Source organism: Pectobacterium artocarpous (assembly GCF_046159765.1).
Classification (GTDB): Bacteria; Pseudomonadota; Gammaproteobacteria; order Enterobacterales; family Enterobacteriaceae; genus Pectobacterium.
In genome coordinates, this window is record NZ_JBJXVK010000019.1 from 88,673 (window position 1) to 103,263 (window position 14,591).

A 14,591-nucleotide genomic window follows, 5' to 3' on the forward strand; every position below is an offset into this window, starting at 1 on the left:
GAAGATAACGCACTGCAACGTGAAAAGTGATGGATATGAGGTTGGAGAATTGCATGCGTAAACAGTGGGTCTGGATTGCCGGGTGGTTTCTTTTATTCACATTCTGGCTTCCGGCGAGTTGGGCACAAACGGGCTGGCAGCCGCTGGCTCAGACCATTCGAAAAAGCGAAAAAGATCCGCGGCAATATCAGGCGATCAAACTGGATAACGGCATGACTGTTTTGCTGGTTTCCGATCCTCAGGCACCTAAATCGTTGGCATCACTGGCGTTGCCTATTGGTTCACTGGATGATCCCAATAACCAACTGGGGTTAGCGCACTACCTTGAACACATGGTGCTAATGGGATCGAAGCGTTATCCAGAGCCGGAAGCGCTGTCCGAGTTTTTGAAAAAACATGGTGGTAGCCACAATGCCAGCACGGCGTCTTACCGCACGGCGTTTTATCTGGAAGTGGAAAATGATGCGCTGCGACCCGCTGTGGATCGGATGGCCGATGCGATTGCGGAGCCGCTGCTCGATCCGGTGAATGCCGATCGCGAGCGTAACGCGGTCAATGCGGAATTGACGATGGCGCGTTCGCGTGACGGTCACCGTATGGCGCAGGTAGGCGCAGAGACGCTGAATCCGGCACACCCGAGCGCGCGTTTTTCGGGGGGGAATCTTGAAACTCTGAGCGATAAGCCAGGCAGCAAACTGCATGATGAGCTGGTGAAATTCTATCAGAAATACTATTCGGCCAATCTGATGAAAGGGGTGATTTACAGCAATCAACCTTTGCCTGAATTAGCGAAACTGGCGGCTGACACATTCGGGCGTATTGCTAATCACAACGCCAGCGTTCCTGCGATTACCGTTCCTGTCACGACGGAAAAGCAGCGCGGCGTAATGATTCACTATGTCCCAGCGCAGCCGAGAAAGCAGTTGCGTATTGAATTTCGTGTCAGCGATAGTAGCCAGGAATTTCGCAGCAAGACGGATACCTACATTAGCTATCTGATCGGCAACCGTAGTAAGAATACGCTTTCTGACTGGTTACAAAAAGAAGGGCTGGTTGAGTCTATTGGTGCCGGTTCTTCACCGATCATCGACCGTAACGGTGGCATGTTCGCTATTTCAGTCTCGCTGACCGATAAAGGTCTGGCACAGCGTGATGAGGTGGTTGCAGCCATATTCCGTTACCTGCAACAAATCCGCACCGAGGGGATTCAACAGCGTTATTTTGATGAGATCGCACACGTACTGGATCTGGATTTCCGCTATCCATCCATCAGCCGGGACATGGATTACATCGAATGGCTGGTGGATACCATGCTGCGCGTGCCAGTCGAACATACGCTGGATGCGCAGTATGTTGCGGATCGCTACGATCCGAAGGCGATTGCCGCACGTCTGGACGAAATGATGCCGCAGAACGCACGTGTCTGGGTCATCAGCCCGAATGAACCGCATAACAAAGTGGCCTATTTTGTTGATGCGCCGTATGAGATGAATAAAATCTCGTCAGCAACATTCGCAAAATGGAAAACGCTGGGGCAGAAAATGTCGCTGTCGTTGCCAACGATCAACCCTTATATCCCAGATGATTTTTCTCTGATCAAAGCGGATAAGTCGATAACCAAGCCGACGCTTCTGCTGAATCAGCCTGGGTTACGCGTGCTGTACATGCCAAGCCACTATTTCGCCGATGAGCCGAAAGCAGAAGTCACTCTGCTCCTGCGTAATCAGGAAGCGCGCAGTACCGCACGGAATCAGGTGTTGTTCGCGTTAAATGACTATCTGGCGGGGCTGGCGTTGGATGAACTGAGCTATCAGGCGTCGATTGGCGGCATTAGCTTCTCTACCCGCAGCAATGATGGTCTGGTGATTAGCGCCGACGGCTATACCCAGCATTTACCACAGCTATTACTCACGTTAGCGGATGGCTATGCCTCCTTTACCTCGACAGAAGCGCAACTGGAGCAGGCAAAATCTTGGTATTTGCAGCAGTTGGATGCGGTCGAAAAATCAAAAGCCTTTGAACAGGCGATGCAGCCGATTCAGGCGGTATCTCAACTGCCTTACTTCGAGCGCCGTGATCGACGTAAATTGCTGAAAGATATTCACTTACAGGATGTGGTTAACTATCGCAACGATCTGCTGCAAAAAGCCACGCCGGAAATGCTGGTTGTCGGTAATCTGACACCGGCGCGAGTGACCGAGTTAGCGACGACGCTGAAAGCGCATCTGAAGGCGAATGGTGAAAATCTGTCGCGCAGTGATGATGTCAAAGTCAGCAAGCCGCAGCTCGCTAATCTACAGCGTCCAGGCAGCAGCACGGATTCTGCGCTAGCGGCGGTGTATGTACCAACGGGTTACTCGGAAACGCAAAGCATGGCGTATAGCTCGGTGCTGGGGCAGATCATTCAGCCTTGGTTCTATAGCCAACTGAGAACGGAAGAGCAGTTGGGCTATGCGGTGTTTGCTTTCCCGATGTCGGTTGGCCGACAGATGGGTATCGGCTTCCTGCTACAAAGTAACAGCAAACAGCCTGCTTATCTGTATCAGCGCTATGAAGATTTTTACCTGAAAGCGCAAAAACGACTGCGTGAAATGAGTGAAGAAGAGTTCGCACAGTATAAGCAAGGTGTGATGAATGAACTGAATCAACGTCCGCAGACATTGGGCGAAGAAGTCAGCCGACTGCGTAAGGATTTGGATCGAGAAAACTTTGCTTTTGACTCGCGGGAGAAACTGCTCGAACAAATCAAACCGCTGACGGTGGCACAACTGGCAGACTTCTTCCAGCAGGCGCTGAAGCCTGAAGGTCTGGCTATCCTGTCGCAGGTTTCCGGTAGCCATCATGGTAAAGCGGACTATGCTGCACCCAAAGGATGGCACACCTACGCGGATGCATCTTCATTGCAGAAAACGTTACCGCGTGAGAAAGCGCCTGCGATGATTCCTGCGCCAGCCGCACAGCCCGCGGCGGATACCGAGACATCGAACGCTGTCGGTAAGGTTACAGCACAATGACAAACGCCGTGCCGCAATCATTAGACGTCATGACGTTACCGCTCCTCGGGGAGCGGCTGATTGAGGCGTCGGCCGGAACGGGGAAAACCTATACGCTGGCTGCGCTTTATCTGCGGTTGCTGCTGGGGCTGGGTAAGCAAGCCGCGTATCCACGTCCGCTACTGGTTGAGGAAATTCTGGTTGTGACCTTTACGGAGGCTGCGACGGAAGAACTACGGGAGCGTATTCGTGCCAGAATCCATGCCTTGCGTATCGCCTGCCTGCGTAAAAGCGCACAGGGGGAGGAAGCGGAGAAACCTAAAGATGCTTCGCTCGCGCAATTGCTGATGGAGATTTCGGATCATCGCGATGCGGCCGACGTCTTGCTGGCGGCTGAACGGCAAATGGACGAGGCGGCAATCTACACGATCCACGGTTTCTGCCAGCGTATGCTCAGCACCAATGCGTTTGAATCCGGCGTGCTGTTTGAACAGGTGCTGATAGAACATGAGCAGCCGTTGCGCCGTCAGGCCTGCGCCGATTTTTGGCGTCGTTATTGCTATCCGCTGCCGGTAGAGGTCGCGCGTATTGTCGGTTTGGAGTGGAAAGGGCCGGAAAACCTGCTGGCCGATCTGGCTCCTTATCTGCATGGTGAAGCACCTGCGTTTCTCTTGCCGCCAGAAGAAGACGAAACGTTGCAGAGTCGGCATGAGAAGATTGTGGCGACGATCGATGAATACAAACAACGCTGGCTGGCGTCAGCAGCGGAACTGGAAGCGTTGATTAGCGCTTCTGGTGTCGATAAACGCAGCTACAGCAGTAAACATCTTCCCAACTGGCTACAGAAAATCACGCGATGGGCAGAGCAGTTGACGCTGGATTATCAATTGCCGAAAGATCTGGTGAGGTTTGCCCAGCAAACGCTGATCGAGAAGACAAAGAAAGGTGAGCCGCCTGTTCATGCTCTATTTGAGGAAACTGAGCGGTTGCTGGAAACGCCGCTATCGCTGCGTGATTTAGTGATTGTGCGTGCGCTGTCGGCGATTCGGGATTCGGTGCGAGAGGAGAAACAGCAGCGTGCGGAGCTGGGATTTGACGATCTGCTGAGCCGTCTGGATATTGCGTTGCAGCAGCCGGGGGGAGAGCAACTTGCCTGCGCCATTCGCGAGCGCTATCCGGTAGCGATGATTGATGAGTTTCAGGATACCGATCCCCAGCAATACCGTATTTTCCAAACGCTGTACGTTGGACAGCCGCAGTGTGGGCTGCTGTTGATCGGTGATCCTAAGCAGGCTATTTATGCGTTTCGCGGCGCGGATATTTTTACCTATATGCACGCGCGCGGAGAAGTGGCTGCGCATTATACGCTGGGCACGAACTGGCGTTCGTCACATCAGATGGTACGCGGCGTTAATCGTCTGTTTGAACGCCTCGAACATCCTTTTATTTTCCACAATATACCTTTCCTGCCGGTCAAACCTGCCGAATCTAAACGCGGCCTGGTGTTTGAAGTTGCCGGGCAGCCTCAGCCTGCACTGCAATTCTGGCTAACGGGCTCAGAACCGATCGGCATAGGGGATTATCAGCAGCAGATGGCGCGACAGTGTGCGGCGCAGATTCGTGACTGGCTGGTGGCCAGCCAGCGTCATGAAGCCTGGCTGGTCAGCGATGATTCCCGGCGTTTGGTCAAAGCCTCCGACATGAGTGTGCTGGTACGCAGCCGACGTGAAGCCTCGCTGATTCGTGATGCACTGAGCCGTTTGTCCATTCCCTCGGTGTATCTGTCCAATCGCGACAGCGTATTCAGCACGCCGGAAGCCAGAGATATGTTGTGGCTGTTGCAGGCGGTGCTGGCACCGGAGCAGGAGCGCACGTTACGTAGTGCAATGGCGACGGCGCTGATGGGGCTGGATGCCGAGCAGGTTGATGCGTTAGGGCAAAGCGAAGCCGCGTGGGATGCACTGGTGGATGAGTTTGCCGGTTACCGTACGCTGTGGCGTCAGAAAGGTGTACTGCCGATGCTGCGTGCGTTAATGAGCCAACATCAATTGGCGGAAAACTTGCTGGCGAGTGTGGACGGGGAGCGCCGCATTACCGATATCCTGCATATCGGTGAGCTATTGCAGGATGCCTCGGCAACGCTCGACAGTGAGCATGCGCTGGTGCGCTGGCTATCGCAACAGATTGTCCAGCCGAATCCGCAGGTCGAGAATCAACAGCTACGGCTGGAAAGCGACCGCCATTTGGTGCAGATCGTCACGATCCATAAATCAAAAGGGTTGGAGTACCCGCTGGTGTGGTTGCCTTTCATCAGCAATTTCCGTGTGCAGGAGCAAGGCATTTATCACGATCGCGAGAGCTATCAGGCCGTATTGGATCTGCAAAATAATGCAGAAAGTCAGATGCTGGCGGAAGAAGAGCGGCTGGCTGAAGATTTACGTTTGCTGTACGTCGCGCTGACCCGTTCTATCTACCACTGTAGCGTGGGCGTTGCGCCTGTTCAGCGGTCGCGTAAGAAAGATGGCAGCAGCGATATGCATCAGAGCGCGCTGGGCTATTTGCTCCAGCGAGGTAAAGAAGCTGAGGCTGCCACCTTAGTCAGCGAGCTGGAAGGCATGGTCGGGGACGGCGTCGCATTGACACCGCTACAGGCGACGGAAGAACAGCGCTGGCAGCCGGATAGACCAGAATTGGCAGAGCTACAGGCTCGCCACATTGAACGCCAACTGCGCGATGGCTGGCGAGTCACCAGCTATTCGGGGCTTCAGCAACATGGTTCTGCAAACGCACAGGATCTGGTGCCGCGTCTGGATATTGAAGCGATAGGCGAGCGTCAGGAAGCGGATGAAACACAACTGACGCCGCATACGTTTCCACGCGGTGCGAGTCCGGGAACGTTTTTGCATAGCCTGTTTGAAACGCTGGATTTCACTCAGCCCGTCGATGATGGCTGGCTGGCGGAGCAGTTACAGCTACAGGGATTTGAAGCGCACTGGCATCCGGTGTTGAAGGCGTGGATGGATACGCTTTTGCATACGCCGCTTAACGAGCAAGGGATAACACTGTCGGTGCTGGATAACGCCGATAAGCAGGCTGAATTACAGTTCTATCTACCGATCGAAGCCCCGATACAGGCGGCGCAGCTCGATCGGCTGGCAAAACATCACGATCCGCTATCTGCACGCTGCCCTGCGCTCTCTTTTCAGCAGGTGAAAGGCATGCTGAAAGGGTTTATCGATCTGGTGTTCCGCTGGGAAGGGCGCTATTACCTGCTGGACTACAAATCTAACTGGCTCGGCCCTGATGCCAGTGCGTACACCCAAACGGCCATGATGCAGTCGATGGCCGAACATCGCTACGACTTGCAATACCAGCTCTACACGCTGGCTTTGCACCGCTATCTGCGTCATCGCATTGCGGATTATGACTATGAGCGCCATTTTGGCGGGGTGTTTTATCTGTTTTTACGCGGTGTTGAGGATTCTCACCCCGGTAATGGGATCTTTGCTTGTCGTCCTTCCGCTGAATTGGTTTTCGGGCTGGATGCGCTTTTTAAGGGAAAGACGCCTGACGATGCTGATACAGGAATTTCCTCATGATTACCTTGCTTGAAACGGCATTGGCGCGGCGACTGCTGCGCCCGCTGGATATGCAGTTTGCCAGAATGTTGGCAGATGAGACGCAGCCCGATCTGCTGCTGGTCGCCGCCTGCCTGAGTGCGCACTCGGGCGCGGGACATGTGTGTTTACCGCTGGAGAATTTGCAGGCAGAGACGCTGTTTGACGGTCGTGAGCCTGAACTGGCACAACAGCTGCTTACGGAGGCAGGGCTAAACACGGTTGCCGCATGGCAGCAGCGTTTGCTGGCGTCTGAGGCCGTCAGCGACGGCAGCACGTCGACGCCGCTGGTGCTGCAAGAAGAAAAGCTTTATTTACAGCGTAGCTGGCAGAGTGAGGGCCGCGTGGCGCGGTTTATCGCCAGCGAGCGCGATACGCTACCTGTTGATGAGCCTGCGATCCGAGCGGTGTTGGATCGGTTATTTCCTGACACGGGGGAAGCGATTGACTGGCAGAAGGTGGCCGCTGCTGTCGCGTTGACGCGCCGCATTGCGATTATTTCCGGCGGCCCGGGGACGGGGAAAACCACGACGGTGGCCAAACTGCTGGCCGCACTGATTGAACTGAATACGGGAGATGCGTTACGTATTCAATTAGCCGCACCGACCGGGAAAGCCGCAGCGCGGCTTACGGAGTCGCTGGGTCAGGCTCTGCGTCGTTTGGCGGTGGAACCTCAACTGCGGTATGCGTTTCCGCAGGAAGCGACAACGCTGCACCGGCTGTTGGGCGCGGTGACGGATAGCCAGCGTCTGCGTCACCATCAGGACAATCCGCTGCATCTGGATGTGCTGATTGTGGATGAGGCGTCGATGGTCGATCTGCCGATGATGGCGAATGTGATCGCTGCGCTTCCGCTACACGCCAGAATTATCTTTCTGGGCGATCGCGATCAGCTGGCGTCCGTCGAGGCGGGGGCGGTATTGGGCGATATCTGCCGTTTTGCCGAGGCTGGCTATAGCCGAGCGCGGGCGCAGCAATTGCAGAGGCTGACGGGCTGTCATTTGGATGAAAACGGCCCTGAAGGGCAGACGACGGTCAGTGACAGTATCTGTCTGTTACGCCGGAGCTACCGCTTCGATCCGCATTCCGGTATTGGCCAACTGGCGCTGGCGGTGAACGGCGGCGATGATGCTCGTGTGCGTGCGGTGCTGAACGGCGAGTTTGCTGATATCACCTGTAGTCCATTATCCGAGGCCGAAGAGTATCAGGCCATGCTGGCACAGTGTGTCGAAGGGTATCGTAATTATCTACAGCTTATTACGGCGGGGGCAACGCCGGATGCCGTGCTACTCGCCTTCCAGCGTTACCGCCAACTGTGCGCGTTGCGTGAAGGGCCGTTTGGTGTCGCAGGGCTGAATCAGCGTATTGAGCAGGCGTTGCATCAGGCTGGGTTGATTCTGCGCAGCCGTAATCTGCTTAACCGCTGGTATCCTGGCCGACCCGTTATGATTGAACGGAACGATGTCGCATTGGGCCTATCCAATGGCGACATCGGTATTGCCATGATGGGGGAGAGCGGTGAGCTACGCGTGTTTTTCGCCCTGCCGAATGGCGAAACCAAAGATGTCACGCCAAGCCGTCTGCCACCGCATGAAACGGCCTATGCCATGACGGTGCATAAATCGCAGGGATCGGAGTTTGATCATACGGCGCTGGTGCTGCCGAACCACTATTTGCCGGTGCTGACGCGGGAGTTGGTGTATACCGCTATTACCCGCGCGCGCCAGCGTTTGTCTCTCTATACCGACATCAGGATCCTCTGTCGTGCGGTGAAGACGCCAACGCAGCGCTATAGCGGTTTGGAAGCGCGAATTAGCGCACTAATGAGTGGCGACACACCCTAAATTATTCGCATGGCAGACAGGAAAGACCCATGGCGGTAAGGGAAGCCAACGTACATGCAGTCTGACGTGTGGCGGATAGAACGTCGGGTGGATAGCACATCAGATGAATAGAGCGTCAGGATGACTCACGTTCAATCAGCGAAAAACCAATATCCACGATAGGAGAGGAGACGTTTTTCCCTTCAATCTTTTCCGCCAGCATTGCTGCTGCATCGGTGCCGATTTTCCAGCGATCGATCCTGACGGTGGTAATCGCCGGTGTGCTGTGGGCGGCGAAGTCCAGATCGCCAAATCCCATCACTGCCAGATTCTTTGGCACCGCTAATCCTCTGGCTGCGGCTTCGATCATCACACCTTGTGCCAGCGTATCGGAACTGCAAATAATGGCATCAAATACCTCACCATCGGCGAGCAGATCGCTCAGCCCTTGTCGCCCAAGGGCCAGCGTGGCGGGCCAGGGGGCGATGGCCTCACGTATATAACTATGCGGCTGTTTTTGTATGACGTCGTAAATACCTTTCTTACGCAGCCCAGCCCGCGCGTCTTCAGTCCAAACAAGGCCAAAGCGTGAATGTCCTTTATCCAGCAAATAATGCCCGATAGCGTTCCCAATACTTTCATGGGAAAAACCGACCAGCATATCAAGCGGCGTCGGTGTGAGGTCCCAGATTTCAACGACAGGGATCGTCGCATTGAGCAGAAGACGTTTGAGCTCGGGCGTGTGGTGAATCCCGGTGAGGACGATGCCATCCGGGCGACGAGAAAGCAGGGTAGCGACAATCTCTGCCTCGGATTCATTGGTATAGCCCGCGACGCACAGCAGCATGTGGTAGCCGCGCGCGGCCAGTTCGTCGCTTATTGCCTGAACGGTATCAACGAACATGCTGTTATTGATTTGCGGAACGACGACGGCAATTAGCTTGCTGCGACGAGAGGCGAGTCCGCCCGCTAACATGTTGGGGATGTAACCCGTCGTGCGGACGGCTTCCATCACTTTGTTTACGGTTTCCTCACGAACAATTTTCGGGTTGTTCAACGCGCGGCTGACCGTCATGGGGGAAATGCCTGCGGCACGTGCCACATCTTCGAGCGTGGGCGCACGCGGTGAGGAGCTACTGGCGTACTTATCGCGTTTCAATCACGGGTTACCTTCTGAGGCTGTGCGCGCATTCGCACGTTGCCGGATTATCGTTGATGGCACAATGGTTTTCCAGTCACCGTTGTTTCTGACAACCTGGCGTATGGTCTCATGTTTTCGAATTCGCTTTTGAGCTACCGGGCGGTATTCCCGCTGTATCCTCTTACTTTTTATGGTGATTGCGCAATCATTTTTCTTATCTCGTAATGAACGTATTGATCATGTAGATGATTATTCTGTGATCTTTATTGCGTTTTTTTTCTTCTTTTATCTCTATCTTCCTTTTTATTTATAAATGTTAGCGCAATCATTTGAGGGGTGAGGCATGACAATCAGTGCAAATTCAGCGGCGGTTAGCTATGCAAAAGTCACGAACGTCAGAACGGCTGCCGAGTCGGGCGATCGAATTGAATGGGTAAAGCTTTCTCTGGCGTTTTTGCCGTTGGCCACGCCGGTTAGCGATGCGAAAGTGCTGACCGGAAGGCAGAAGCCGCTGACCGAAGTCGCCATTATTTTTGCGGAAATTCGCAGTCGAGATGGGTTTGAAGGGGTAGGGTTCAGTTACTCCAAGCGGGCGGGCGGACAGGGAATTTATGCGCACGCGAAAGAGATTGCGGATAACCTGTTGGGCGAAGATCCGAATGATATCGATAAGATCTACACCAAGCTGCTGTGGGCCGGGGCATCGGTTGGCCGCAGCGGCATGGCGGTACAGGCGATTTCTCCACTTGATATCGCGCTGTGGGATATGAAAGCCAAGCGTGCAGGTTTGCCCCTGTCTAAGTTGTTGGGCTCACATCGTGATTCCGTGCAGTGCTACAACACCTCCGGTGGCTTCCTGCATACGCCATTGGATCAGGTATTAAAAAATGTTGTCATCTCGCGTGAAAGCGGTATCGGCGGGATAAAACTGAAGGTTGGGCAGCCGAATACGGCAGAGGATATCCGTCGCCTCACGGCGGTGCGCGAGGCGCTGGGAGATGACTTCCCGCTGATGGTGGATGCCAATCAGCAGTGGGATCGCGAAACGGCGATTCGGATGGGAAGAAAGATGGAAGCCTTTAATCTGATCTGGATTGAAGAGCCGCTGGATGCCTACGATGTGGAAGGCCATGCAGCGCTGACGGCGGCGCTGGATACGCCGATTGCGACTGGCGAGATGCTGACCAGCTTCCGCGAGCATGAACAGTTGATCCTCGGGAACGCCAGTGATTTCGTCCAGCCGGATGCACCGCGCGTGGGCGGGATTTCTCCTTTCTTGAAAATCATGGATCTGGCGGCGAAGCATGGTCGTAAGCTGGCGCCGCACTTTGCGATGGAAGTACATTTGCATTTGGCCGCGGCCTATCCGATTGAACCGTGGCTGGAACACTTCGAGTGGCTGAATCCGCTCTTCAACGAGCAGCTAGAATTGCGCGATGGGCGTATGTGGGTATCCGATCGTCTGGGACTTGGGTTCACGTTGAGTGAACAGGCCAGAACGTGGACGATGCTGAGCTGTGAGTTTGGCAAGCAGCCATAAGCTGAGGAGAGATGCGTGGCCGATTTTACGAGCGGCCACGAAAAGCCTCATCAAGTGGAATAGTTCAGAGATCCATCACCAGAATCTTTGAACGCCGCTGATAGTTGTATAGTGCCTGTTTCTTCTTCGGCAGCATCTCCACTTCGGCGGGTAAAAAGCCGCGCTCCTGAAACCAGTGGATGCTGTGCGTCGTCAGCACAAACAGCTTTTGCAGACCCTGCTGACGCGCCTGAGCGGCAATGCGCAGTAACAGCATATCGCCGCGTGATGAGCTGCGATAATCCGGGTGAACCGCGACGCAGGCCATTTCGCCGATGCTCTCTTCCGGGAACGGGTAAAGTGCTGCGCAGGCGATGGTCAGGTTATCGCGTACCACGACGGTGAATTTGTCGATCTCCATTTCCAACTGCTCGCGCGAGCGTCTCACCAGAATGCCTTGTTCTTCCAGCGGGCGAATCAGTTCCAGAATGCCGCCAATGTCATTGATGGTCGCACGGCGAACCTGCTCGGCGCTTTCCATCACGATCTGAGTACCGATTCCATCGCGTGAGAACAGTTCTTGCAACAGCGCGCCGTCGTCCTGATAGCTAATCAGATGGCTGCGGCGTACGCCGCTACGGCAGGCTTTGACTGCGCCACGCAGGAACCGGACCGTCCCCGAATGGTAATCGCCAGCCTGTTCCAGCACATCAATCCGCTGCTGTGCGTCATCCGGGAACAGCTCGGAAATGATGCTGCCTTCTTCATTGGTCACGCCCTGCGACGAACAGAAGCCGATCATCTTCTCTGCTTTCAGTTTAATTGCGAGCTGGGTTGCAACCTCTTCCGAGGTTAAATTGAAACTTTCACCTGTGACTGACACCGCGACTGGCCCGAGCAGCACAATCGCGCCGCTATTCAACTGGTGGTGAACGGCCTCTTCATCAATACGACGAATACGGCCGCTGTGGCAGTAGTCCACGCCGTCATCCACGCCCAGCGGCTGCGCGATAATAAAATTACCGCTGACGACATTAATATGGGCACCTTGCAGCGGCGTATTGTTCAGGCTCATCGACAGTCTGGCGGTGATGTCCAGTTGCAACATCCCTGCCGCCTGCTTAACCAGCTCCAGCGTAGCGCTGTCGGTGATGCGGGTGTTTTTATGGTAGTGAGGCTCGTAGTGATGCGTTGTCAGGTTGGCATCGATCTGGGGACGAGCGCCATAAACGACCACCAGCTTAATCCCCAGACTGTGCAGCAGCCCGATATCATTTACGATGCTAGAGAAGTTGGCATGTTCAATGGCTTCGCCACCTAGCATGATGACAAACGTTTTGCCACGGTGGGCATTGATATAGGGAACTGAATGGCGGAAGCCCTGAACCAGTTCTGTACTACGTTCCTTCACTGCGAGCCCTCTTTGCATTTTTATTCGTAATTTATGTATTTTTATTCTTTATGGCGTAAAAGGCAAGAGGAAGTATTCACTAGAAAAGCGAGGTTAATGCCTCAAATTTATGATATCCGCCTGTTATAAGGCTTGCAGATGATTTTTGCATGACAGGGCAGAGCAGATTCGTTAAAGTTTTTGACAATCTTTACCTTTTTACATTTTTTGACAGCACTATTCAGCATATTGGCCAGCGCACCAGCAACACGGCAATGCAGGGTAACGCACAGCAATCAAATCGGAGTGGCATGTCTCATTCGAATCATCATCTGACTCGACGGCGTCTATTACAAAGCGCAGCAGCAACCTGGCTGTTAAGCGTAAGTGGTGTAGGACTAGCGGCGACAACACAGGTCGTTGCCGTGCGCGTCTGGCCGTCTTCTGCCTATACCCGCGTCACGCTGGAATCCAATAACCCGCTGAAATATAAACAGTTTAGTCTGAGTAATCCTGAACGCATCGTGGTGGATATCGAAAATGTTCATCTGAACAGCGTATTGAAGGACATCGCCAGCCAGTTTACGTCAGATAACGATCCACTGATTAAAGAGGCGCGCATTGGTCAGTTTGATAAAACCACGGTGCGCTTGGTGTTGGAACTCAAGCAGCAGGCGACGACCAAAGTCTTTACGCTGGGGCCAGTGGCCGAATTCAAGCACCGATTGGTACTGGATTTGTATCCTGCCGCAGGGCGCTACGACAACGAAGACGATCCGCTGCTGGCGCTGCTGGAGGATTACAACAAAGGCGAGCTGGAACGTACGCTACCGGCAGAAGCACCGAAAGCCGGGAAAGCCGGGCGGGATCGTCCGCTGATTATTATGCTCGATCCCGGTCACGGCGGTGAAGATCCTGGTGCGATTGGCAAGAATAAAACGCGTGAGAAAGACATCGTGCTGCAAATCGCCCGCCGCCTGCGCAAGCTGATCGATAATGAATCTAACATGAAGGCGTATATGACGCGTAATGAAGATGTGTTCATTCCGCTGCGTGTACGAGTGGCGAAAGCGCGCAAGCAGCGTGCCGATCTGTTCATTTCGATTCATGCGGATGCGTTTACCAATCGATCGGCAAGAGGATCGTCGGTTTTTGCGCTATCGAAGAAAGGAGCAACCAGTACCGCCGCCAGATTTTTGGCAGAGACCCAGAACGAATCGGATTTGATCGGCGGCGTGAGTATGAGTGGCGATCGCTATCTGGATCACACCATGTTCGATCTGGTGCAGACCGTCACCATCAGCGATAGTCTGAAGTTTGGTAAAGAGATCCTTACTCGACTAGGTCGAGTGAATCGCCTGCACAAAAACAGCGTCGATCAGGCAGGCTTTGCGGTACTGAAAGCACCAGATATTCCTTCTGTTTTGGTTGAGACGGCCTTTATCAGTAATCTGGAGGAAGAGCGCAAGTTGCGCACCAGTCAGTTCCAGCAGCAAATCGCCGAATCCATTTTTGCAGGAATCAAAACCTATTTTGCCAGTCAGGCTCAGCGGTAGTTGATGCTGCTTAATGTTACCTGATGGCCGCGTCTGGCAGGCGCGGTTCAGAGGGAACATGTGGGATATTGCCCGTAGCAACGTGATGCCTTTAGAAATGGGTAGTACGTAGAAAATGCAGAGAAAACATGGGTCGTGCAGAAAACAAAAAAGCACCCGTTAAGGTGCTTTATCGCGTTGTTCTTTATTGACGAAGTCTGAATTGGTTGCGGGGGCCGGATTCGAACCGACGACCTTCGGGTTATGAGCCCGACGAGCTACCAGGCTGCTCCACCCCGCGTCCGTACTTGCTTTTACTTTTGACTATCTTTTACTACTTTCACTTTTCTTGATGGACGACTCACATCAATTGGTTGCGGGGGCCGGATTCGAACCGACGACCTTCGGGTTATGAGCCCGACGAGCTACCAGGCTGCTCCACCCCGCGTCCGTACTTGCTTTTACTTTTGACTATCTTTTACTACTTTCACTTTTCTTGATGGACGACTCACATCAATTGGTTGCGGGGGCCGGATTTGAACCGACGACCTTCGGGTTATGAGCCCGACGAGC

7 protein-coding genes and 2 tRNA genes are annotated in these 14,591 nt (G+C 54.0%); 5 read left to right on the forward strand and 4 right to left on the reverse strand.

Annotation, left to right across the window (positions count from 1 at the left end; translation table 11 throughout):
- Positions 1–53: 53 nt before the first annotated feature.
- The 3 genes from ptrA to recD are packed head-to-tail and all read left to right on the forward strand — an operon-like array spanning position 54 to position 8,454.
- The gene (ptrA, locus tag ACKQAD_RS13605; protein WP_409160657.1) at positions 54–3,014 is read left to right on the forward strand and encodes a pitrilysin; all 2,961 of its coding nucleotides are present in this window, start codon (positions 54–56) and stop codon (positions 3,012–3,014) included.
- Positions 3,011–6,592: an exodeoxyribonuclease V subunit beta gene (gene recB, locus ACKQAD_RS13610; RefSeq protein ID WP_409160658.1), complete on the forward strand. Its 3,582-nt coding sequence runs from the start codon at positions 3,011–3,013 to the stop codon at positions 6,590–6,592. The genes ptrA and recB overlap by 4 nt, the downstream gene beginning before the upstream one ends.
- Positions 6,589–8,454, forward strand: a complete 1,866-nt coding sequence (recD, locus tag ACKQAD_RS13615; protein WP_409160659.1) for an exodeoxyribonuclease V subunit alpha — start codon at positions 6,589–6,591, stop codon at positions 8,452–8,454. The genes recB and recD overlap by 4 nt, the downstream gene beginning before the upstream one ends.
- Positions 8,455–8,569: 115 nt before the next feature.
- Here the strand turns inward: recD and ACKQAD_RS13620 are convergent, their stop codons facing one another.
- A complete protein-coding gene (locus ACKQAD_RS13620; RefSeq protein ID WP_409160660.1) occupies positions 8,570–9,592 on the reverse strand; it encodes a LacI family DNA-binding transcriptional regulator in 1,023 nt (340 codons plus the stop codon).
- 325 nt (positions 9,593–9,917) lie between these two features.
- Between ACKQAD_RS13620 and ACKQAD_RS13625 the strand changes: the two genes are divergently transcribed.
- The gene (locus ACKQAD_RS13625; protein WP_409160661.1) at positions 9,918–11,114 is read left to right on the forward strand and encodes an L-talarate/galactarate dehydratase; all 1,197 of its coding nucleotides are present in this window, start codon (positions 9,918–9,920) and stop codon (positions 11,112–11,114) included.
- A 64-nt stretch (positions 11,115–11,178) separates the two neighbouring features.
- Here ACKQAD_RS13625 and argA read toward each other — a convergent pair whose 3' ends face one another.
- Entirely contained in the window at positions 11,179–12,522 is a 1,344-nt protein-coding gene (gene argA, locus ACKQAD_RS13630; protein ID WP_409160662.1) for an amino-acid N-acetyltransferase, read from the reverse strand.
- A 272-nt stretch (positions 12,523–12,794) separates the two neighbouring features.
- Here argA and amiC point away from each other — a divergent pair, with 272 nt between their 5' ends.
- Positions 12,795–14,039 (forward strand): N-acetylmuramoyl-L-alanine amidase AmiC, encoded by a 1,245-nt coding sequence (gene amiC, locus ACKQAD_RS13635; RefSeq protein WP_409160663.1) that lies wholly within the window; start codon positions 12,795–12,797, stop codon positions 14,037–14,039.
- Between the two features lie 203 nt (positions 14,040–14,242).
- Here the strand turns inward: amiC and ACKQAD_RS13640 are convergent.
- Both ACKQAD_RS13640 and ACKQAD_RS13645 read right to left on the reverse strand, forming a co-directional pair.
- A tRNA-Met gene (locus tag ACKQAD_RS13640) sits at positions 14,243–14,319 on the reverse strand.
- Between the two features lie 70 nt (positions 14,320–14,389).
- Positions 14,390–14,466, reverse strand: a tRNA-Met gene (locus ACKQAD_RS13645).
- Positions 14,467–14,591: the final 125 nt, after the last annotated feature.